At 69.3% G+C, this 22,217-nt stretch carries 19 protein-coding genes; 15 read left to right on the top strand and 4 right to left on the bottom strand.

Annotated elements, in window-relative coordinates; genetic code table 11:
• A complete protein-coding gene (locus tag RQG82_RS03905) occupies positions 1–2,031 on the bottom strand; it encodes a beta-galactosidase (RefSeq protein ID WP_311257824.1) in 2,031 nt (676 codons plus the stop codon).
• Positions 2,032–2,200: 169 nt separating this feature from the next.
• Here RQG82_RS03905 and RQG82_RS03900 point away from each other — a divergent pair, with 169 nt between their 5' ends.
• From RQG82_RS03900 to RQG82_RS03885, 4 genes are all read left to right on the top strand, one after another.
• Positions 2,201–3,703 (top strand): CoA-acylating methylmalonate-semialdehyde dehydrogenase, encoded by a 1,503-nt coding sequence (locus RQG82_RS03900; RefSeq protein ID WP_311257823.1) that lies wholly within the window; start codon positions 2,201–2,203, stop codon positions 3,701–3,703.
• Between the two features lie 31 nt (positions 3,704–3,734).
• A complete protein-coding gene (locus RQG82_RS03895; RefSeq protein ID WP_311257822.1) occupies positions 3,735–4,916 on the top strand; it encodes an acyl-CoA dehydrogenase family protein in 1,182 nt (393 codons plus the stop codon).
• Entirely contained in the window at positions 4,913–5,815 is a 903-nt protein-coding gene (gene mmsB, locus RQG82_RS03890; RefSeq protein WP_311257821.1) for a 3-hydroxyisobutyrate dehydrogenase, read from the top strand. Before RQG82_RS03895 ends, mmsB begins: the two co-directional genes overlap by 4 nt.
• Positions 5,816–5,968: 153 nt before the next feature.
• The gene (locus RQG82_RS03885; protein ID WP_311257820.1) at positions 5,969–6,745 is read left to right on the top strand and encodes an enoyl-CoA hydratase; all 777 of its coding nucleotides are present in this window, start codon (positions 5,969–5,971) and stop codon (positions 6,743–6,745) included.
• Positions 6,746–6,773: 28 nt separating this feature from the next.
• On the opposite strand, the gene RQG82_RS03880 is transcribed toward RQG82_RS03885, so the two are convergent.
• Together RQG82_RS03880 and RQG82_RS03875 are read right to left on the bottom strand one after the other, a co-directional pair.
• Positions 6,774–7,217 carry a YdeI/OmpD-associated family protein gene (locus tag RQG82_RS03880; RefSeq protein WP_311257819.1) on the bottom strand — a complete coding sequence of 148 codons (444 nt, stop codon included), beginning with the start codon at positions 7,215–7,217 and terminating at the stop codon, positions 6,774–6,776.
• Positions 7,218–7,292: 75 nt separating this feature from the next.
• Positions 7,293–7,829: a MarR family transcriptional regulator gene (locus tag RQG82_RS03875; RefSeq protein WP_311257818.1), complete on the bottom strand. Its 537-nt coding sequence runs from the start codon at positions 7,827–7,829 to the stop codon at positions 7,293–7,295.
• 131 nt (positions 7,830–7,960) lie between these two features.
• Between RQG82_RS03875 and RQG82_RS03870 the strand changes: the two genes are divergently transcribed.
• The 3 genes from RQG82_RS03870 to RQG82_RS03860 are packed head-to-tail and all read left to right on the top strand — an operon-like array spanning position 7,961 to position 11,380.
• Positions 7,961–8,737, top strand: coding sequence for an electron transfer flavoprotein subunit beta/FixA family protein (locus RQG82_RS03870; RefSeq protein WP_311257816.1), 777 nt, complete (start codon positions 7,961–7,963; stop codon positions 8,735–8,737).
• A gap of 1 nt (position 8,738) precedes the next feature.
• Positions 8,739–9,710: an electron transfer flavoprotein subunit alpha/FixB family protein gene (locus RQG82_RS03865; RefSeq protein ID WP_311257815.1), complete on the top strand. Its 972-nt coding sequence runs from the start codon at positions 8,739–8,741 to the stop codon at positions 9,708–9,710.
• Positions 9,711–9,712: 2 nt separating this feature from the next.
• Positions 9,713–11,380 carry a cytochrome b/b6 domain-containing protein gene (locus RQG82_RS03860; RefSeq protein ID WP_311257814.1) on the top strand — a complete coding sequence of 556 codons (1,668 nt, stop codon included), beginning with the start codon at positions 9,713–9,715 and terminating at the stop codon, positions 11,378–11,380.
• 113 nt (positions 11,381–11,493) lie between these two features.
• On the opposite strand, the gene RQG82_RS03855 is transcribed toward RQG82_RS03860, so the two are convergent.
• A complete protein-coding gene (locus RQG82_RS03855) occupies positions 11,494–12,000 on the bottom strand; it encodes a GNAT family N-acetyltransferase (protein ID WP_311257813.1) in 507 nt (168 codons plus the stop codon).
• A 130-nt stretch (positions 12,001–12,130) separates the two neighbouring features.
• Between RQG82_RS03855 and RQG82_RS03850 the strand changes: the two genes are divergently transcribed.
• From RQG82_RS03850 to rocD, 8 genes are all read left to right on the top strand, one after another.
• Positions 12,131–12,691, top strand: coding sequence for an acyl-CoA thioesterase (locus RQG82_RS03850; protein WP_311257812.1), 561 nt, complete (start codon positions 12,131–12,133; stop codon positions 12,689–12,691).
• Between the two features lie 4 nt (positions 12,692–12,695).
• A complete protein-coding gene (locus tag RQG82_RS03845; RefSeq protein WP_311257811.1) occupies positions 12,696–13,520 on the top strand; it encodes a hypothetical protein in 825 nt (274 codons plus the stop codon).
• 131 nt (positions 13,521–13,651) lie between these two features.
• Positions 13,652–17,359 (top strand): bifunctional proline dehydrogenase/L-glutamate gamma-semialdehyde dehydrogenase, encoded by a 3,708-nt coding sequence (locus RQG82_RS03840; RefSeq protein ID WP_311257810.1) that lies wholly within the window; start codon positions 13,652–13,654, stop codon positions 17,357–17,359.
• Between the two features lie 480 nt (positions 17,360–17,839).
• Entirely contained in the window at positions 17,840–18,286 is a 447-nt protein-coding gene (locus tag RQG82_RS03835; RefSeq protein ID WP_311257809.1) for a hypothetical protein, read from the top strand.
• A complete protein-coding gene (locus RQG82_RS03830) occupies positions 18,286–18,516 on the top strand; it encodes a helix-turn-helix transcriptional regulator (RefSeq protein ID WP_042541438.1) in 231 nt (76 codons plus the stop codon). The genes RQG82_RS03835 and RQG82_RS03830 overlap by 1 nt, the downstream gene beginning before the upstream one ends.
• A 1-nt stretch (position 18,517) precedes the next feature.
• Entirely contained in the window at positions 18,518–19,564 is a 1,047-nt protein-coding gene (locus RQG82_RS03825) for an NAD(P)-dependent alcohol dehydrogenase (protein WP_311257808.1), read from the top strand.
• Between the two features lie 162 nt (positions 19,565–19,726).
• Positions 19,727–20,614, top strand: coding sequence for a dimethylargininase (ddaH, locus tag RQG82_RS03820; RefSeq protein WP_311257807.1), 888 nt, complete (start codon positions 19,727–19,729; stop codon positions 20,612–20,614).
• Positions 20,611–21,822 carry an ornithine--oxo-acid transaminase gene (gene rocD, locus RQG82_RS03815; RefSeq protein WP_311257806.1) on the top strand — a complete coding sequence of 404 codons (1,212 nt, stop codon included), beginning with the start codon at positions 20,611–20,613 and terminating at the stop codon, positions 21,820–21,822. The genes ddaH and rocD overlap by 4 nt, the downstream gene beginning before the upstream one ends.
• The last annotated feature ends 395 nt before the right edge of the window (positions 21,823–22,217 follow it).

Genomic DNA, 22,217 nt, shown 5'->3' with positions numbered 1-22,217 from the left:
TCACACCGCCGCGCTCGTGTCGATGAACGCCCACCCGAATGCGCCGAGCTCGCGTCGCGCGTCGGTCGACCCGGTGAGCACATCGGTGCCGATCACGTCGATGTCGATCGGCTCGGCGCTGTGGTTGATGACGGTGAGGATGCCGCCGCGGCGCGCGATCTCGACGTGCTCGGGCAGCCCGGGGATCTCGGCCGCCACTCCGGCCTCCGCCGCGAGCCAGCCCAGCACGGCGGTCATGCCCGCGTCGTCCGGAATCGTCGCGAGGTAGTAGCCGTGCCCGGCACCGGCCCGCTTGCGGGTGAACGCTGCGCGCCCTGCGGTGCGGCCATCGGTGAAGCGGCCGATCACCTCGGCATCCTGCACGAGCAGCTCCTCGGCGAAGTACTGCCCGACGATGCGGCCGGCCGGCCCGTCGAGCGGGGCCTCCGACTGACCGGGACCGTCGGGCACGGCGTGGCTCGCGACCTCTCCGGCCGAGTCGGCCGAGCGCACGGACTCGGGGGGAACGAGTGCCCCGAAGTCCTCGAGCGCGACCCCGAGAACATCCCGCAGCGAGACGATGAACCCGCCGTCGCGGAACGCGTCGTCCTGGTCGACCACGTCGCTGAACGCCGAGACGAACAGGTTGCCGCCCTGCCGCACATAAGAAGAGAGGTTCGCCGCGCCCTCGTCGCCGAGCAGGTACTGCTGCGGTGCCACGACGAGCGAATAGGCGCTGAGGTCGCTGGTGGTGTTCACGATGTCGACCGCGAGGTTCTGTCGGTGCAGCGCCGCATGCCAGCGGTGCGCGAGGGTGAGGTAGTCGAGTGCGATCGGATGGTCGCGACCGTCGATGGCCCACCAGTTCTCCCAGTCGAAGACGAGGGCGATCTTCGCCCCCGACGCGACATCCGGCAGGTCGGGCAGCTGGGCGAGCTGACCCCCGAGTTCGACGACCTCGCGCCAGGTGCGGGTGTCGAGCCCCGCCTGCGGCACCATCGCCGAGTGGAACTTCTCGCTGCCGCGGCGCGACTGCCGCCACTGGAAGAACATGATGCCGTCGGCGCCCCGGCCGACCGCCTGGGCGCTTATCGCCGCCATCTGTCCCGGCGCCTTCGGCGGGTTGGTGGGACGCCAGTTCAGGGCGTTCGTCGACTGCTCGGTGAGGATCCACGGCACGCCGGGCTTCAGGCCGCGCATCAGCTCGCGCGCGAACGCCGCGCCGCGGAAAGACTCGGGGTCGTTGGGGTCGGGGTAGTTGTCGTCGCTGATCACGTCGACCTCTGCCGCCCACTTCCAGTAGTCGGCCGGCGGGAACGCACCCATGAAGTTCGTGGTGATCGGCTGGGTGGCACCCGAGGCGCGGATGATGTCGCGCTCCATCACGTACAGCTCGAGCAGGGTGTCAGAGGTGAACCGCTTGAAGTCGAGCACGCTGGTCGGATTGATGCTGTACGGCGCCTTGCGCGGCGGCACGATCTGCTCGAACGCGGTGTAGCGCTGCGACCAGAAATCGGTGCCCCACGCATGGTTGAGGGCGTCGATCGTCTCGTACCTGCGCTGCAGCCAGAGTCGGAAGGCGTCGCGCGCCGAGTCGGAGTAGTCGTAGTGCAGGTGGCAGCCGTACTCGTTGTTGACGTGCCAGAGCACGACGGCCGGATGCTGTGCATAGCGCTCGGCGAGGGCAGTGACCAGCTCGGCGGCGAGGCGGCGGTAGACCGGAGACGAGGGGGCGAACGCCTGTCGGCTGCCCGGCCAGAAGGTCGTGCCGTCGGCATCCTGCGGCAGCATCTCGGGGTAGGCGGCCGTGGCCCACGGCGGAGGGGATGCGGTGGCGGTGGCGAGGTCGACCTGGATGCCGCCCTCGTGCAGGAGCCCGATGATCTCGTCGAGCCACTCCCAGTCGAATTCGCCCTCGGCCGGTTGGATGCGCGACCACGAGAAGATGCCGAGGCTCACCATCGTGACCCCTGCCTCGCGCATGAGCCTGACGTCTTCGGGCCACACCTCTCGTGGCCACTGCTCGGGGTTGTAGTCGGCGCCGTAGTGCATGGGTCTCCTGGGTCGAGGTCGATGACCGGTCCTGACGACCCTACTGGGGAAGCGCTTTCCTAGGAAGCTCGATCCGTTGTCCTCATAATGCAAGGACGCCCTAGTAAATCTCAGGATGCCGAAGTACCATCGTCATAGTGCCAATGACGGCGCGAAGGGACATCGCACAATGACTCGTACCATTCCCCACTTCGTAGGCGGAAAGCACCTCACCCCCGAGGACGGCCGCTTCGCCGACGTGTTCGATCCGAGCACCGGGTCGGTCCAGGCGCGCGTGCCGCTGGCATCCGCTGCTGAGGTCGCCGACGTGGTCGCGAACGCCGAGGCCGCGCAGGTCGCGTGGGCGGCGACCAATCCCCAGAAGCGGGCGCGTGTGCTGCTGCGATTCCTCGATCTGGCGCAGCGCGAGATGACCTCGCTCGCCGAGCTGCTCGCGAGCGAGCACGGCAAGACCATCGACGATGCGAAGGGCGACATCCAGCGAGGTCTCGAGGTCATCGAGTTCTCCGCGGGCGCTCCGCACCTGCTCAAGGGCGAATACTCCACCGGCGCGGGTGCGGGCATCGACGTGTACTCGATGCGGCAGCCCCTCGGAGTGGTCGCCGCGATCACCCCCTTCAACTTCCCCGCCATGATCCCGCTGTGGAAGGCCGGCCCCGCGCTCGCCGCCGGCAACGCCGTGGTGCTCAAGCCCAGCGAGCGCGATCCCTCGGTGCCGGTGCGCATCGCCGAGCTGTTCCTCGAGGCGGGACTTCCCGCGGGCGTCCTCAACGTCGTGCACGGAGACAAGGAGGCCGTCGATGCGCTGCTCACCGACGACCGCATCCGGGCTGTCGGATTCGTCGGCTCGACCCCGATCGCCGAGTACATCTACTCCACGGCCGCGGCGCACGGCAAGCGCGCCCAGTGCTTCGGCGGTGCCAAGAACCACATGATCGTGATGCCGGACGCCGACCTCGACCAGGCGGTAGATGCGCTGATCGGCTCGGGCTACGGCTCGGCGGGCGAGCGCTGCATGGCGATCTCGGTCGCGGTTCCGGTGGGGCAGGAGACGGCGAATGCTCTCGCGGCCAAGCTCACCGAGCGCGTCGCGCAGCTGCGGATCGGCCCGTCTCTCGCGGCCGACGTCGACTACGGCCCCCTGGTCACACGCGCTGCCGTCGAGCGGGTCGAGGGCTACATCCAGCAGGGCATCGACGAGGGAGCGACCCTCCTCGCCGACGGTCGCGGCTTCACGGTGCCGGGGCACGAGCAGGGCTTCTACCTCGGCCCGACGCTGTTCGACCACGTCACGACAGACATGGCGATCTACCGCGAGGAGATCTTCGGCCCGGTGCTCGTCATCGCGCGGGCCGCCGATTATGAAGAAGCGCTGCGCATGGCATCCGAGCACGAATACGGCAACGGTGTCGCGATCTTCACCCGCGACGGCGACGCCGCCCGCGACTTCGCCGCCCGTGTCGAGGTCGGCATGGTCGGCGTGAACGTGCCGATTCCGGTGCCGATCGCCTATTACACGTTCGGTGGCTGGAAGCGCAGCGGGTTCGGCGACCTCAACCAGCACGGCGCCGACGCCTTCCGCTTCTACACGAAGACCAAGACCGTCACGAGTCGCTGGCCCTCGGCGGGAATCCGCGACGGTGCGAGTTTCGTGATCCCCACCATGCACTGATCCCCGTGCTGACCTCCCACAAGGAATCGACATGACCATGACCACCGTCACCACCACCGCCGAAGAGCGCGAGGCCATTCTCGACGCCGTCCGCGAGTTCGCCGACACCGAGCTCGCACCGTTCGCGGCCGAGCGCGACGAGAAGCACATCTTCCCCCGGGAGTCACTCGGCAAGGCGGGCGAGCTCGGGCTCGGCGGCATCTATGTGCGCGAGGATTTCGGTGGCACGGGCCTCAGCCGCTCCGACACGGTAGCGATCTTCGAGGAGCTCGCCAAGGGCGACCCCGCGGTCGCGGCCTACATCTCGATCCACAACATGGTGGTCTGGATGATCGACACCTACGGCGACGATGCGCAGCGCGGCCGGTGGCTGCCCGCACTCACCGCGATGCAGGAGTTCGGGGGCTACTGCCTGACCGAGCCGGGCGTCGGATCGGATGCCGCGAACGTCGCCACGAGCGCGGTGCGCGACGGAGACGACTACCTGCTCACGGGCGTGAAGCAGTTCATCTCGGGCGCCGGCGAGGCCGCGGTCTACGTCGTCATGGCGCGGACCGGCGAGCCGGGTGCCCGCGGCATCAGCGCCTTCCTGGTTCCCGGAGACGCCGAGGGCCTCAGCTTCGGCGCGCCCGAGAAGAAGATGGGCTGGCATGCGCAGCCCACTCGCCAGGTGATCCTCGACGGCGTGCGCATCCCGGCATCCGGAATGCTCGGCGACGAGGGGCGTGGCTTCGCGATCGCGATGTCGGCGCTCAACGGGGGCCGCCTCAACATCGCGGCCTGCTCGCTCGGCGGCGCCCAGTGGGCGCTCGACCGTGCGGTGCAGTACGTGCACGAGCGCGTCGCATTCGGCGAGCCGCTGGCCGAGAAGCAGTCGATCATGTTCGCGATCGCCGACATGCGCACCGATCTGCAGGCCGCTCGCCTCATGGTCAGAGACGGCGCGCTGGCCGTCGACGAGCAGGCGCCGGATGCGACGATGCGCTGCGCCATGGCCAAGCGGTTCGCGACGGATGCCGGATTCGACGTCGCCAACCGCGCGCTGCAGCTGCACGGCGGCTACGGCTACCTGCAGGATTACGGCATCGAGAGGGTCGTGCGTGATCTGCGGGTGCACCAGATCCTCGAGGGCACCAACGAGATCATGCGCCTGATCGTCGGGCGCGAGATGCTCCGCCCTGCGGGCTCAGCGTCGATGCGGAGTGCGTCATGAGCGAGTCGACGAAGGTGCGGATCGCGTTCCTCGGGCTCGGCCACATGGGCCTGCCGATGGCGAAGAATCTGGTCGCGGCGGGGCACGAGGTGCACGGCTTCGATCTGGTGCCTGCCGCGGTCGAGGCGGCGCAGACCGCCGGCATCCCGATCGCGGCCAGCGGAGCGGATGCCGTGCGCGAGGCCGACGTGGTGATCACGATGTTCCCCGCCGGAAGGCATGTGATCGACGCCTACCGCACCGAGCTGCTGGCCGCCGCGCGACCGAACACGCTGTTCATCGAGTCGTCGACGATCGCGGTCGACGAAGCCCGTGCCGCCCACGCGCTGGCGCTCGCCGCCGGGCATCGCAACGTCGACGCCCCCGTGTCGGGCGGTGTCGTAGGAGCCGAGAACGGCACGCTCGCGTTCATGGTCGGCGGCTCGGACGAGGACTTCGAGGCCGCGCAGCCGCTGCTCGAGGTCATGGGAAAGCGCATCGTGCACTGCGGTGGCCCCGGTCTCGGGCAGGCCGCGAAGGTCTGCAACAACATGGTGCTCGCGGTGTCGCAGATCGCGGTCGCCGAGGCGTTCGTGCTCGGCGAGCGGCTGGGGCTCGAGCACCAGGCGCTGTTCGACGTCGTGTCGCAGGCATCCGGTCAGTGCTGGTCGATCACGACGAACTGCCCCGTGCCGGGGCCGGTGCCGACGAGCCCGGCGAACCGCGACTACCAGCCCGGATTCGCCGGCGCCCTGATGGCGAAGGATCTCGGTCTCGCGCTGCAGGCGATCGAGCAGACGTCGACCGACGCGCAGATGGGGCGGCTCGCGCAGCAGCTCTACGCCGCCTTCGCCGCGGGCGAGGGTGCGACCCGCGACTTCTCGGGCATCATCACCGACATCCGCGACGGCTCCGTGTGAGCGACTGTGTCGACACATATGCATGCTCAGATCACCGATGCAGGCCGAGAGGGCGAATCTGAGCCTGCAGGTGTGATCTGAACCTGCAGGTGTCGAAACGCGGCGCCCGGGCCCGCGACATACTGAGATGACCACGACGGAGAGGCCTTCACGATGACCGAGTACGAGACGATCCTGGTCGAGCAGCGCGGACGCGTCGGGTGGATCACCCTCAACCGCCCCGAGGCCCTCAACGCGCTGAACAGCCGCCTCGCCGAGGAGGTCACGGCCGCGGCTGTGGCGTTCGACGGCGACGACGGCGTGGGCGCGATCGTCGTCACGGGGTCGGAGAAGGCGTTCGCCGCGGGTGCTGACATCAAGGAGATGGAGTCGATGTCGGCCGCCGAGATGCTCGGGACCGACCACTTCGGCGTCTGGCACGAGTTCGCGGCGGTGCGCACTCCGGTGATCGCCGCCGTCTCGGGCTTCGCACTCGGGGGAGGATGCGAGCTCGCGATGATGTGCGACATCATCCTCGCCGCCGACACCGCCAAGTTCGGTCAGCCCGAGATCAACCTCGGCGTCATCCCCGGCATGGGCGGCACGCAGCGCCTGATCCGCGCGGTGGGGTATTACAAGGCGGCTGAGCTGGTGCTGTCCGGCCGGTTCATGGGCGCCGAAGAGGCGGAGCGCTCCGGCCTCGTCTCACGGGTCGTGCCGGCATCCGAGCTGCTGGCAGAGGCCACGAAGCTGGCCGAGACGATCGCGTCGAAGTCGCTGCCGTCGGTCTACGCTGCCAAGGCCGCGCTCGACGCCGCCATGGAGACGACGCTCGCCGATGGTCTGGCCCACGAGAAGCGGGCGTTCGCCGAGCTGTTCGACACCGAAGATCAGAAGGAGGGCATGTCGGCCTTCCGGGAGAAGCGTGCGCCCGACTTCCAGAACCGCTGAGTTCCGCCGCGGAGCGGCGCCGCGGGGTTCAGCCGCGCAGCGCCTCGACGATCTTCTCGACGCGGCGGTCGCGGGTCGCGTCCTGCTTCGCCTCGGCCACCGTGCGGGCGCGCTCCTTGCGCACCGAGTACGAGAGGGCGTCGAACGCAGACCGCAGCGCAGGGTCGGCGTCAAGGGCCTGTGCGAGGGCCGGCGGGATCTCGACCTCGCGCTCGGCGGCATCCAGACGGATGACGGCGTCGACCTCCTGGTCGATCTCCACCCCGAGGTCGGTGCGCACGGCTTTGCTGAAGCCGATCATGTTCGCCCCGCCCATGCGGGCCAGGCGCAGGCGTGCGGTGCGTGCTCCGATCGTGACGGCGACCGGGAATGTCTTCCCCGCCCCGAACGAGGCGACCTGCTCGTCGGTGAGGATGATCGCGGCGGCAGGGCCACGGCCTTCGAGGATCGTATGCAGGCGCAGTTCGCTCATGCGGGCAGTGTACGCCCGCGCCCCTCGGCTTCGGACTCCGCGGCGATCACGCGCTCGAGCACGAACTCCGACACGTCAGAGCGCGTCCGGCTGCGGCTTCGGGTCGCTGAAGTCGCCGGCCGCCTTGCGCATGCGCGCGACGATCGCGACGAGTTCGGTCGCGTCTTCCTTGCTGACGCCGGGGTCGGCGAAGACATCGGCGTTGAGCGCCGAGGTGGCGCGCTCGACGAGTTCGCGGCCCGTGTCGGTCAGGGCGAGCAGAGCCGCGCGGCCGTCGTGCGGGTGCGGCTCGCGCACGATCAGCCCGTCTCGCACCAGACGCTCGGCCGTGCTCGTGACGGTCGTCGCATGCACCTGCAGCCGGGCGACCACGCTCGACAGGGGCAGGCGACCGGAGCGGCTGAACGCCAGCAGGCGCAGCATCTCGTAGCGGGCGAAGCTGAGCGCGAACGGCTTGAGCGCGGCATCCACCCTGGCGAGCAGCAGTTGCTGGGCCCGCATCACCGAGGTGACGACGGTCATGCCGTCGGCGGCATCCGACCAGCCGTGCGCGAGCCATTGCCGCTTCGCCTCAGCGAGCGGATCGACAGGCAGAGGACGGGGTCGGACCACGGTTCTACGGTAGGGCATCGGGCCCGGACTCCGGGGATGTGCCCGCCGGGACGGCGGCTGGTTCTCAGTCGCTCATCGGGTGGGACTCAGTATCAAGGGGCTAGAATCGACGCAGTCGTGAGGAGCAATCGATGAAGATCTTCGTCCTGGTCAAAGAGGTGCCCGACACCTACGGCGACCGCAAGCTGAATCTCGAGACGGGGCTCGCCGAGCGCGGTGCCGGCGACGTCGTTCTCGATGAGATCACCGAGCGTGCGCTCGAGGTCGCGCTGAGCCATGCCGACAAGAACGAGGGCACCGAGGTCGTCGCGCTCACGATGGCTCCCGGTGGGTCGACGGCGTCGGTGCGGAGGGCGCTCGCGATCGGCGCAGGATCGGCCGTGCACATCGCCGACGAGCAGCTCGCGGGGGCCGATCTCGGGCTCACCGCCGAGGTCCTCGCCGCGGCGATCCGCCGCGGCGCACCCGACCTGGTGATCACCGGCAACCTGTCGACCGACGGCTCCGGCGGCGTCATGCCCGCCATGCTCGCCGAGCACCTCGGCTGGGCGCATGCGACCGCGCTCGCTGCGGTCGAGATCACGGTCGACGGCATCACGGGCACACGAGGGGCGGATGCCGGCGCGCAGCCGATCTCGGCATCCCTCCCCGCCGTCATCTCGATCACCGAAGCGCTGCCCGACGCGCGCTTCCCGAATTTCAAGGGCATCATGGCGGCGAAGAAGAAGCCGCTCGAGGTCCTGACCCTCGACGATCTCGGTGTCTCGGCCGACCCATCTGCGGCGCCCCGCACGATCTTGACCTCGGTCGCCGAGAAGCCGCCGCGCGCGGCCGGCGTGAAGATCGTCGATGAGGGCGATGCCGCCGAGAAGCTGGTCGAATACCTCGTGCAGAACAGGCTGGTGTGACATGACCTACCCCGAGAACCCGATCCTCGTCGTGGTCGACCTCGACCCGGCAGGCAACCCCGCCAGCAGCACGGCGGCGCTGATCGGCGCCGCCTCGACCGTCGGCGCACCGGTCGCGCTCGTCGTCGGCGGATCCGCGGATGCCGCATCGAAGGTGGCCGAGGCTGGAGCATCCGTGGTGCTGACGGCCGACGCCGACGAGACGATCCTCACCGTGCCGATCGTCGATGCGCTGCATGCCGCCTTCGAGCAGGTGCGACCGGATGCCGTGCTCATCTCGAATTCGATCGGGGGGCGCGACGTCGCCGGCCGGTTCGCGGTGCGCGCGAAGCTGGCGCTGTCGGTCGATGCCGTGGGCGTCTCACGCGATGACGAGGGCATCGTGGCGAACCACTCCGTCTACGGAGGCGCCTACCTCACCAACTCGGCCCCCACCTTCGGCGCCCCGGTGATCACCGTGCGCCAGGGAGCTGTCGATGCTCGAGCAGAAGCGGTCGCCTCGCCGACCGTCGAGGCCCTGACCGTCGTGGCTTCCGGCTCGCCTGCCGCCACGGTGGGCCCTGTCGAAGCGGTCGAGGCCACGTCATCCCGCCCCGAGCTGCGCGGCGCGACCCGGGTCGTCTCGGGTGGCCGCGGACTCGCGTCGAAAGAGAAGTTCGTGCTCGTCGAAGAGCTCGCCGATGCGCTCGGCGCGGCCGTCGGCGCATCCCGGGCCGCAGTGGATGCCGGATACATCCCGCAGTCGCACCAGGTCGGTCAGACCGGTGTCTCGGTGTCGCCCCAGCTGTACGTCGCCCTCGGCATCTCGGGTGCGATTCAGCACCGCGCGGGCATGCAGACGGCGAAGAACATCGTCGCGATCAACAAAGACGGCGAGGCGCCGATCTTCGACGTCGCCGACTTCGGCATCGTCGGTGACCTGTTCACGATCGTCCCGCAGGTGATCGCGGGCCTCGAGGCGCGGAAGAAGTAGTCATGGCGACGCGAATGCTCAGGCGCGGGCTCCCGCGCGTGCCCGGCGGCGAGCCGTGGCCTCCCGGGCTCGCGGTCGACGTCGGTGAAGACGACGTGTCGCCTTCGTCGTCCTCGCTCGACGCGCGGGAGATTCCGTCCGCGGTCGTCACCCAGCGGGAGGGTGCTTCGCCGGTCGTCGAGTCGGCTGTCGCCTCCCCCGCCGTTGAACGAGGATCGGAGCGACGAGACGAAACGCACCACGCTGCGAGTGTCGCCACCGCCACGGCATCCGTGCGTCGCGGTCTTCCGCGCACGCCGGGCGGAGAGCCCTGGCCGCCCGCGGGTGTGACGCCGGTGGGGGAGGGCGTTGCGTCTCGGTCGACTGCGCCGTCCTCGCTCAACGAGCAGGAGAACGCATCCGCAGTCGTCACGGCGGCTGTCGCCTCCCCGATCGTCGAGCGAGGAGCGGAGCGACGAGACGACCCGCCCCACGCCTCGGCTGCGGCATCCGTGCGTCGCGGTCTTCCGCGCACACCGGGAGGCGAGCCCTGGCCGCCCGCCGGCACCGTGGTAGCGGAGCGCGTATCGTCTCAGTCGGCTTCGCCGTCCTCGGTCGGCGACCGGGAGGATGCCGCGCTGGCCTCGGTCGACGACCGGGCGGATGCTTCGGCTGCCGTCGCCACCCGCACGGCGCCCGCTCTCGGCGACCCGTCGATTCCGCTGCCGTCTCCGCGCACGGTCTGGAACGGCAGTGCACCGCGGCATGTCACGGCGACTGCTCCGGCATCCGCCCGTCCTCGGCCCCCCTGGACCCAGGCGATCGCCGGTCTGCTCGGGGCTGCAGCCCTGGGCATCCTCGCTGCGGCAGCCGTGGCCTTCGTGCGGGCGCTGTTGAGCTTCCCCTTCATGCAGGACTTCCTCGCAGCCTTCCCCGGCGAGTACGAGCCGGCCGTCGCCGTCGAGCCCGGGTTCGCGCCGTGGACCAACTGGGCGCACTTCTTCAATGTGTTCCTGATGGTGCTGATCATCCGGTCGGGCCTGCGCATTCGCAACGAGAAGCGGCCGACCGCCTTCTGGACCCCGCGGGGCGACCCCAAGGGCAAGGTCAGTCTGACGATCTGGTTCCACCAGGCGCTCGACATCCTGTGGCTCGTCAACGGCGTGATCTTCGTCGTGCTGCTGTTCGTCACCGGACACTGGGCGCGCATCGTACCGACCAGCTGGGAGGTCATCCCCAACGCGCTGTCGGCGGCGCTGCAGTACGTCTCGTTCGACTGGCCGACCGAGCACGGCTGGGTGAACTACAACAGCCTGCAGCAGCTGGCCTACTTCGTCACTGTGTTCATCGCGGCACCTCTGGCCGCGGCGACCGGATTCCGCATGTCGGGCATGTGGCCCAAGAAGGCCGAGCGGCTGTCGAAGGCCTACCCGATCGAGTGGGCCCGTGCGCTGCACTTCCCGGTGATGATCTACTTCGTGGTGTTCATCATCGGTCACGTCGCGCTGGTGTTCCTCACCGGGTTCCTGCGCAACCTCAACCACATGTACGCCTCGTCGGATGCCGTCGGCTGGACGGGCTTCTGGGTCTTCGTGGCCTCCCTCGTGGTGATCGCCCTCGGCTGGGTCGCCGCCCGCCCGCTGGTCATCGCCCCGATCGCGAAGCTCTTCGGCACCGTGTCGGGTCGCTGACCCGGTTCCGTATTCAGCGCAGACCGCCGCCGGGCACACAGAGACGGCCCCCGCCGATGGGCGGGGGCCGTGTCGTGCTGCATCGTGAACGCGGTGGTCACGAGACGCAGAGATCAGCGCACGAAGCGCACCTCGGTCAGCGTCTCGCCGAGGAAAGGCTCGGTGTGGGTGGCGCCGTCGAGCGCGAAGCCGTTGCGCGTGTAGAAGCGGTGGGCGCGGGGGTTGTCGTCCGCGACCCAGAGGTAGAGGGGCTCGTCCTTCTCGACGGCCGCATCGAAGAGCTTCTGGCCGATGCCGGTCGAGTGGTACGCGTCGAGCAGGTAGATGAAGTACAGCTCGCGGAACGCGGGGGCGTCCTTGTCGCGGGCAGGACCGGAGCCGACGAAGCCGACGATCTCGCCGTCGACGAGGGCGGCGCGCATCGTGAACTCGGGGCCCTGAGCGGCCCAGTGCGTCCACAGCTCGGCCATGCGACGGGGCGAGACCTTCTCGAGGGCTGCCTTGCTGATCAGGTGGTCGTAGGTCTCGTGCCAGCACTGCGCGTGCACGCGACCCAGGGCTTCCGCATCCACATCACGGACCGGACGGACGATGACTTCAGGCTGGGCTTCGGCGCTCATAGCGCGACTCTACGCGCGGCCTCCGCGAACCGGAAATCGAGCGGGAGCGTTCCCAGACCGCGGATGAGCGGCTGGAGGGATCGCACAATGATGTTCGTGATTCGTTCGTCGATGGCTACGATCAGTCCTCGTGAACGTGATCTGGCGCACTCTCCTCGTCATCCTCTCCGCCCGTCGCCGCGTGCGGCGAGGCAAGACCCTCGACGCAGCATCGGTCAGCAGCATCCGGCTGACGACGCTGCCGACCGACATCGACATCCTCCGTCACATGAACAACGGCCGATACCTGTCGCTCTTCGACCTCGGTCGGTGGGATCTGCTGATCCGCACAGGGCTGTTCGACGCCATGAACGAACGCGGCTGGTATGCCGTCGTCTCGAGCGAGACCGTGACGTTCCGCAAGTCGCTGCAGCTGTGGCAGCGGTTCGAGGTGCAGTCGCGCTTCATCGGTCATGACGACAAGGCGGTGTTCCTCGAGCACAGGGCGGTCGTCGGGGGCGAGATCTACGCTCGCGTCATCGTGCGATCGAGGATGCTGCGCCGCACCGGCGGCACGGTCAGCAACGAAGAGCTGTTCGCCGCCGTCGGCAAGCCCGAGGGTGTGCCCGAGATCGACTCCTGGGTGCACGACTGGGCCGCAGCATCCGCTCTGCCTCCCGTGCGCACCTCGGCGCCGAGCGTGTGGAGCTGACGCCGTGACGGATCCGTGGGGTCGAGACACGCGCGCACCGGGTGCCGTGCTGCTGGTCGGATGCGGCAAGCTCGGCATCCGCCTCGGCGAACGGCTCGTCGCACAGGGCTCAGAGGTCACGGCCATGCGGCGCAGCGCGGGCGACATGCCGTTCCCGACGATCGAGGCAGATCTGCGGCATTCGCTCGACCGTGAGCTGCCGGAGTTCGACTCGGTCGTGATCACTCTGCCGCCGAGCACCGAGGGCGACTCGATCTATCCGCCGGCGCTGCGCGGGCTCGCGAAGGCGCTGCCGTCGATGCCTGAGCGGGTCGTGTTCGTGTCGTCGACGCGGGTGTTCGAGGGACGCCCCGGCGAGACGCCGCTGACCGAGCGCGATGCGCCGCGGGTGTCGAGCGAGCGGGGCGGCGATCTGGTCGAGGGCGAGCATCTGGCGATGGAGCTGTTCGGTGCGCGCATCGTGCGCCCGGCCGGCATCTACGGACCCGGTCGCGACTTCCTGATCCGCCGGGTGCGCGAGGGCGCAGCGGTCGACCACACCCGCCGCACCAACCGCATCCACGAGACCGATCTCGTGCGGCTGCTCGAGGCGATGCTGCGGGCTGACTCCGCGCCCCCGCTGATCCATGCCGTCGACCGCGAGCCCGTGCTGCTCGGAGACGTGATCGCGCACATCGCCTCTCGCCTCGGGGTCGAGCCGCCGCCGCACCTCGACCCGGAGGTCGGTGGCGGGACAGTGCTCGAGGGGCGCCTGCTGCAGGAGTTCCTCGGCGATCTCGAGTATCCGACGTTCCGCGAGGGCTACGACGAGATGATCGCCGCGCTCTGAGCGCTCCCTCTCGGTTCCGGTCGCACTTCGTGCCGCCCGTTCGCTCGTTCGACGGCACGAACCGCGACCGGAACCACTCGACGCGACCGTCGCTCAAGGGCAGGCGGGCACTGCAGTCCTAGGCTGAGGTCATGGCCGACCCGATGCCCACCACGGATCCCGAATCCGTCTCGCTCGCGGACCGTGCCGTCGAGCTCGCCCGCCGCTGGGTGATCGAGGCCGCGGCCGCCGATGTCGACCCGGCGGCAGAGCGCCTCGCCGGTGTGCTGCAGGATGCCAACGGGCTGCCGTTCACGCTCGGCTTCGTCGACGGCGTCATGCGTCCCGAGAGCCTGAGCGCCGCGGCATCCCAACTGCACCGCATCGCTCCGATCGTTCCCGACTTCCTGCCCTGGTACCTGCGGTCGGCCGTGCGGATCGGCGGCGGCGTGGCGCAGATGCTGCCGACACCCGTGGTGCCCATCGCGCGTCGGGTGCTGCGCGACATGGTCGGCCACCTGGTGGTCGACGCTCGCCCCGCGAAGCTCGGACCCGCGATCGCGAAGATCCGCGAATCGGGCGCTCGACTCAACCTCAATCTGCTCGGTGAGGCGGTGCTGGGTGAGGACGAGGCGCAGCGGCGGCTCGACGGCATCCATGAGCTGATCCGTCGCCCCGATGTCGACTACGTCTCGGTCAAGGTGTCGGCGATCGTCAGCCACATCTCGATGTGGGCGTTCGACGAGGTGGTCGAGTCGGTCGTCGAGCGACTGCTTCCGCTGTATCTGACGGCCGCCTCGGATCGCACCTTCATCAACCTCGATATGGAGGAGTATCGCGATCTCGATCTGACGATCGCGGTGTTCACCCGCATCCTCGAGGATCCGCGCCTCGAAGGTCTCGAGGCGGGCATCGTGCTGCAGGCGTATCTGCCCGACGCGCTGCCTGCACTGCAGCAGCTCACCGCCTGGGCGCGCGAGCGGGTCGATCACGGCGGCGCCCCCATCAAGGTGCGGCTCGTCAAGGGAGCCAACCTCGCGATGGAGCGCGTCGAGGCGCGCATGCACGGATGGGCTCAGGCGACCTACGACACCAAGCTCGACACCGACGCCAACTATCTGCGCTGCCTCGACTGGGCGCTGCGGCCCGAGAACGTCGATGCGGTGCGTCTGGGCATCGCCGGCCACAACCTGTTCGGCATCGCCTATGCCTGGCTGCTCGCGGGGGAGCGCGGGGTTCGCGCCGTCGACGCCGCGGCCGCGACTCCGGCCGCGAACGCCCAGCCGCCGGTCGAGTTCGAGATGCTGCTCGGCATGGCGCAGGGGCAGGTGCAGGCCGTGTCGCGCGAGGTCGGCGAGGTGCTGCTCTACGTGCCGGTCGTGAACCCCGGCGAGTTCGATGTCGCCATCAGCTATCTCGTCCGTCGGCTCGAAGAGAACGCGTCGAGCGACAACTTCCTCTCCGCCGCGTTCCGGCTGGGCGACGACGAGTCGCTCTTCGCGCGAGAGCGAGACAGGTTCCTCGACGCCGTCGACCGTGCCACGTCGCCGACGCTGCGGGTGGGCGCGCTGCGCAGCCAGGATCGACTGGCGCCGGTGCACGAATCGATGCGTCCTGTGCCCGTGGCGCCCGCGCCCGAAGAGGGCCTGACCCAGGCGGTGCTCGGCATCTCCCGCGGTTCGGATGACACGGGTGGGCCGTTCCTCGAGACGGCGGTCTACGCGCCGCGCGAGCTCGACGAGGCGACCGGCGGTGCTCCCGGCTTCACGAACACTCCTGACAGCGATCCTTCGCTTCCGGCCAACCGTGACTGGGCGCGCGAGATCCATGCGCGCATCGCCGAGTCGACCCTCGGCGTCTCGACGATCGACGCGGCCCGTGTCGACGATGCAGCCACCCTCGAGAGCACGATCGCCGGAGTGCGTGATGCCGCAGCCCTGTGGGGCGCGCGACCCGCCACGGAACGCGCCGAGGTGCTGCTGCGCGCGGCGGCCGCGCTCGAGGGTCGACGCGGAGACCTCATCGAAGTCGCCGCCTCCGAGACCGGCAAGGTCTTCGTCGAGGCCGACGTCGAGGTCAGCGAGGCCGTCGATTTCGCCCGCTACTACGCGGCCAAGGCCAGAGAGCTGGATGCCGTCGCCGGCGCCGCATTCGAACCGGCGCGCGTCACCGTCGTCACCCCACCGTGGAACTTCCCCCTCGCCATTCCGGCCGGGGGAGTGCTCGCCGCGCTCGCCGCAGGCTCGGGAGTCGTCTTCAAGCCCGCCCCGCAATCGCGCCGCTGCGCCGCGGTCATCGCCGAGACGCTGTGGGAGGTCGGTGTTCCGCGCGACGTGCTCGCACTCGTCGACATCGAGGAGGGCGACCTCGGTCGCGAGCTGATCTCGCACGAGTCGGTCGACCGCGTCATCCTCTCCGGTTCGTGGCAGACAGCGGCGCTGTTCCGTTCGTGGCGACCCGACCTGCCGCTGCTCGCCGAGACGAGCGGCAAGAACGCGATGATCATCACCCCATCGGCGGATCTCGATCTCGCGGTCGCCGATCTGGTGCGCAGCGCCTTCGGGCATGCGGGGCAGAAGTGCTCGGCAGCGTCGCTCGCGATCCTCGTCGGCCCGGTCGGGCGGTCGAAGAGATTCGCCCGGCAGCTGGCCGATGCCACACGCTCGCTGCATGTCGGCTGGCCGACCGACCCGCTGGCCGAGGTCGGACCCGTGATCGAACGCCCTGAGGGCAAGCTCGCCTGGGCGCTCACCGAACTGGAGGGTGACGAGCAGTGGCTCATCAAACCCGCCCCCTCGGACGAAGACTCCACCGGTCGGCTGTGGCGACCGGGCATCCGCGTCGGGGTGCAGCCGGGGTCGCGGTTCCACACCGAGGAGTTCTTCGGACCGGTGCTGGGTGTCATGCACGCCCCGACGCTGGAGCGGGCGATCGAGTTGCAGAACGCGGTCGACTACGGCCTGACGGCGGGGCTGCACACGCAGAACCCTGCCGAGCTCGCCCTGTGGCTCGATCGGGTGCAGGCCGGCAACCTCTATGTGAACCGCGGCATCACCGGTGCGATCGTGCAGCGTCAGCCGTTCGGCGGGTGGAAGCGCTCGTCGGTGGGCCCCGGCGCCAAGGCGGGCGGACCGAACTACCTGATCGGACTCGGGTCGTGGCGCTCGAGCGGATCCGGCACGGTCTCGAGCACGCTGCATCTGCGCGGGCTCGATTCGCGCATCACCGACCTCATCGAGTCGGCACAGCCCTCGCTCGGCTTCGAGGCGTTCGAATGGCTGCGCCGCTCCGCCCTGTCCGACGCGCTCGCCTGGGATCGCGAGTTCGGGCAGGTGCGTGACGTCTCGCACCTGGGCGTCGAGCGAAACCTCTTCCGCTACCGCCCCGTGCCGGTGGCGATCAGGGCCACTGCGGATGCGGGCTGGCAGGAGCTGCTGCGCGTCGTCGTCGCCGCGGTGCGCGCGGGAGCCGGATTCGTGCTGTCGACCCCGGTCGGCCTGCCCCCGGCGGTGCGCCACGCACTCGGCGAACTCGGCGCGGTCGTCTACATGGAGACCGACGACGAATGGATCGATCGGATGCGCCGGCGCGGCGGCGACTCGAGTGGGGCGCTCGAGTCGCTCGGCGACGACGAGCTCCGGCCGAGCCGGGCACGGCTGGTGGGCCCGCGTGACTCGGTGGCAGCGCTGCATCGTGCGCTCGCCGAGGCCGTCGACGGCGATCCCGACCTCGCGGTGTACGACGGCGAGGTCACCTCTGCCGGGCGCATCGAGCTGCTGCCCTTCGTGCACGAGCAGGCGATCGCGATCACGGCGCACCGCTACGGCAACCCCGACGACTGGAGTGCGTCGGTCATCTGAGGCGCCGGCTTCCGCATCCCCTCCGCCCTCCGGTATCCCCCTCCGCTTCAGCATCCCGTCGCCTCGCCTCGGCATCCCGTCCCGCTCCTCGAGCCTCGCCCCGTCTCGGCATCCCGTCCCGCTCCTCGAGCCTCGCCCCGGCATCCGGTCGCCCTTCTCCGGCATCCTCTTGTCCGGGGTCGATAACGCACCCGCCGCGGCGTGCGGGGTCGATAACGCACCGGAATCAGGCGATTGGGATGCTCTTTTGACCCCGGCTGGCGCGGGACGCTGTTTTGACCCCGCCCGAGCAGCTGACCTGTCGCGCCGCTGTGCGGGGTCACAAACGCATCCCCACGGCGCGATTCGGATGCCTTTCTGACCCCGCACGCGACGAGGGAAGCGCTTTTGACCCCGGCTGCGGCCCGGCAAGCCGAACATGTAAAGAATTCTTGACACAGCGGATGCCGCAGGCGTACTGTCGTGTCAAGAATCTTTTACATGGGAGGCATCATGGTCTACGAAGAGCGCAACGCCTGGGCGGGTCTCATCGTCGGGGCGATCGTGATCTCGGCGTACGTCGTCCTCGTGCTGCAGCAGGCCGCCGGCGGACCGGTGACCGACGTCGACTGGCTCCCTCTCATGCTGTGGACGATCGGTATCGGCATCGTGGCCACGATCGTGCTCAGCATCGTCTGGGGCATTGTCGCCGGTGCCAAGGATCCTGATGGGGTCGGCAAGTCGGATGTCCGCGACCGCGACATCAGCCGCATGGGCAGCCGGGTCGAGCAGGCGTTCGTCGTCATCGCAGGTCTCGGCGTGATCGCCCTGTGCGCGGTGAACGCCGACGTCTTCTGGATCGCCAACACCATGTTCGCGGGGTTCGCCGTCTCGGCCATGGTCGGCAGCGTGGCGCGAGTCGTCGCCTACCGACGGGGACTCGTCTGATGGTCAAGCCCACACTCGTCTCCAACCGCATCCGCGCCCACCGCGAAGCGGCCGGACTGACCCAGGCCGAACTCGCCCGCAGCATCGGCGTGACCAGGCAGACGCTCATCGCGATCGAGCAGGAGAAGTACTCCCCGTCGCTCGAGCTCGCTTTCCAGATCGCCCGCGCTTTCGGCGTGGGGCTCGACGACCTGTTCCAGTACCCGCAACCCACGAGCACGGAGGTGTGACATGACCGAGACCGACAAGACCCCGACGAACCAGACCGAGATGATGCCGGCTTGGCGTCGCGAGACCTACGGCTCGGCCGACGGTTTCCGGCTCGAGCAGGTGCCCGTTCCCGTGCCTCGACGCGGCGAGGTGGTGCTGCGAGTCGAGGCGACCGCGCTCCACGCCGGCGATGTCCGCCTCATGCTCGGCGACCCGCTGCTCGTGCGACCGATCTTCGGACTGACGCGTCCCAAGTATCCGGTGCGCGGCATGGAGGTCGCCGGAACCATCGTGGCGGTAGGCCCGAACGCGATCGGCGCCGAGCTCGGAGAACGTGTCGTCGGCGAGCTCACCGGAGGCGGGGGACTCGCGTCGCACGTCGCGGTGCCCGCTGCGCGACTCGTACCGATCCCGCCCGATGTCACCTCAGAGACCGCCGCGTGCCTGACGGTCTCGGCAGGGACTGCCTGGCAGGCCCTCGACCGCGCGGGGATCGGCTTCCGCTCGGCCAAGGGCAGTGTGGCCGGACACGTCCCACGGGTCCTCGTGATCGGCGCCTCCGGGGGAGTCGGCACGTTCGTCGTGCAGCTCGCAGCGCTGCGCGGCGCCGAGGTCTGGGCCACGTGCGGCGAACGCAACTCGCGGCTCGTCGAGCACCTCGGCGCCGTGCGCACCCTCGACCAGCGCACCTCACCACTGGCCGACCTGCCTGCCGCGCACTTCGACGCGGTGATCGACATCGTCGGCGGCATGGGCCTTCGCGAGCTGCAGCGACTCGTCGTGTCCGGCGGCTCGGTGGTGCTCGTGGGGGGTGGGGGAGGGCGCGTGCTCGGGCCGATTCCGCGCATCCTCAAGGCGGTGTTCCTGTCGATCGGGTCGCATCGTCGCATCCGTCCGCTGGCGGCGACGCCGCGCCCCGAGATCCTCGCCAAGCTGCTCGAGCTCACCGCCGAGGGGCGCATCACGCCAGTGATCGAGCGGGAGTACGGCTTCGACGCGGCATCCGCCGCCCTCGCCCACCTCGAAGCGGGTCACACCGTGGGCAAGGTGGTCGTGCACGGAGCCTGACCGCGCCGGGCCGCGCTCTGGCGGCGTTCAGGGGCGGATGACAGAATGGATGCTGGCGTGCCCGAGTCGCATCTTCCCCTGGCGTCGGCTCTCACCGAGCGACGCGGTCGAAGGACCGCCGGGCCCCTGGACAGCGTCCGCCGCATCCGTTCGAGGAGCCCCATGTCTGTCGAAACCACTGCGCCGACATCCGAGACCGCAACCCCGGTCCGCACCGCACACCACCGTCACTATCTGATGTGCAAGCCGTCGCACTTCACGGTGAACTACTCGATCAACCCGTGGATGGAGCCGACGAAGCCGACCGACACGGCGCGGGCCGTCGAGCAGTGGCAGAAGCTGCACGATCTGTACGTCGAGCTCGGCCACGAGGTCGAGCTGATCGAGCCTCTCGCCGGCTACCCCGACATGGTCTACACAGCGAACGGCGGGTTCCTGATCGACGGCCGCGCCTACGTGCCGAAGTTCCGCTTCGTCGAGCGTCAGGGTGAGTCCCCCGCGTTCGCGGACTGGTTCCGCGGTGCCGGGTACGACACCGTCATCCCCGAAGAGGTCAACGAGGGCGAGGGCGACTTCCTGCTCGTCGGCGACGTGATCCTCGCGGGCACGGGCTTCCGCTCGACCGGCGACAGCCACCGCGAGGTCGGAGAGGTGTTCGGCCGTGAGGTCGTGTCTCTCAACCTCGTCGACCCGCGCTTCTATCACCTCGACACCGCGATCGCGGTGCTCGATCCCGTGCAGGGCGTCGAGAACGGCGGCCCCGAGCGCGCGAACATCGCGTATCTGCCCGGCGCCTTCGACGACGCCAGCCGCGCGATCCTCGAGGAGCGCTTCCCGGATGCGATCCTCGTGTCCGACGAGGATGGATCGGTGTTCGGTCTCAACTCGGCGAGCGACGGCTACAACGTGGTCATCTCGCCGCGCGCCCTCGGCTTCGAGAAGCAGCTGCGCGAGCGCGGCTACAACCCGATCATGGTCGACCTCTCCGAGCTGCTGCTCGGCGGCGGCGGCATCAAGTGCTGCACCCTCGAACTGCGCGGTGAGGCATGACCGCCGTCGACGCCGGCGCCGGTGCCGAGGTGACTGCTGAGCCGCACGTCGCCCACAACTACCACCCGCTGCCGGTCAACATCGCCCGCGGTGACGGAGCCTGGGTGACGGATGTCGAGGGCAAGCGCTACCTCGATCTGCTCGCCGCCTACTCGGCGGTGAACTTCGGCCACCGGCATCCGGCTCTCGTCGCGGCGCTCACCGAGCAGCTCGGTCGGGTCACGCTCGTCAGCCGGGCGTTCCAGAGCGACCGGCTCGAACCGTTCGCCGCGGCTCTCGCGAAGCTCGCAGGCAAAGACATGGTGCTGCCGATGAACACGGGCGCCGAAGCTGTCGAGACGGGCATCAAGGTCGCCCGCGCCTGGGGATACCGGGTCAAGGGCATCGCCGACGGTCAGGCGCGGATCATCGTCGCCGCCGGGAACTTCCACGGCCGCACCACCACGATCGTCAGCTTCAGCGACGACGAGCAGGCGCGGGCGGACTTCGGCCCGTACACGCCGGGCTTCGACGTGGTCCCCTACGGGGATGCGGATGCCGTCGCTGCCGCGATCACCGAAGACACCGCCGCCGTGCTGATCGAGCCGATCCAGGGTGAGGGCGGAGTGGTGATCCCGCCGGAGGGATACCTGCGCCGCATCCGCGAGATCTGCGACGAGAAGAACGTGCTGTTCATCGCCGATGAGATCCAGTCCGGACTCGGACGCGTCGGCGAGACCTTCGCCTGCGACCGCGAGAGTGTGGTGCCCGACCTGTATCTCCTGGGCAAGGCGCTGGGTGGTGGCATCCTGCCGGTGTCCGCTGTGGTGGGCAACGCCGATGTGCTCGGAGTCATCCGTCCGGGTGAGCACGGGTCGACGTTCGGCGGCAACCCGCTGGCCGCGGCTGTCGGGCTGCGCGTGGTCGAGATGCTCGAGTCGGGGGAGTTCCAGGAGCGCGCCCGCGCTCTCGGTGCTCACCTGGCCGCCGGCCTCGAGCCGCTGTTGGGTCATGGAGTCACCGAGGTGCGCATCGCCGGCCTGTGGGCGGGCGTCGACATCGACCCCGCCAAGGGCACCGGGCGCGAGATCGCCGAGAAGCTCCTCGACCGCGGGGTGCTGGTGAAAGACACGCACGGACAGACCATCCGCATCGCACCGCCGCTCGTCATCCGGGCGACCGAGCTCGACTGGGCAGTCGAGCAGCTGAAGCTGGTCCTGGGGGCCTGAATCCCCTGTCCGCCGGGCGACACGCCCGGCGGACAGCCTGGATTTGCCGGAACCCCGGAACCCACGTAACTTATTACTTGTTCGCCCCACAGGGAAGCGGAGAGGCCGAGAGCTTCACCCCCCTCAAGCGGAGAACCACCTCCACTCGATCAGCTCCTCGGAGCAGATCGCAGACACACTTCTGTCTGACCTGGAGCTTCCACTACGGAGAAGCGGTCGATTTGACAGCGACTCCGGAACGGATAAGCTAGTGAAGTTGCCTCGGCGGCCTTGAGCCCCGAGCTGCAGATCTGGTTCTGAGCATTACGGCGTGTCGATTTGACAGCCTGAAATGCGAAGATAAGATAGAGAAGTTGCCCTTCGGGCCTGGTTGTGATGACTGGGTCGTGGGAGCA

The sequence above is a fragment of the Microbacterium sp. WCS2018Hpa-9 genome (assembly GCF_031843745.1).
In the GTDB taxonomy this organism is placed as follows: domain Bacteria; phylum Actinomycetota; class Actinomycetes; order Actinomycetales; family Microbacteriaceae; genus Microbacterium.
Note: the sequence above shows the minus strand (reverse complement) of the source record. Positions and strands in the feature narration are given on the sequence as shown.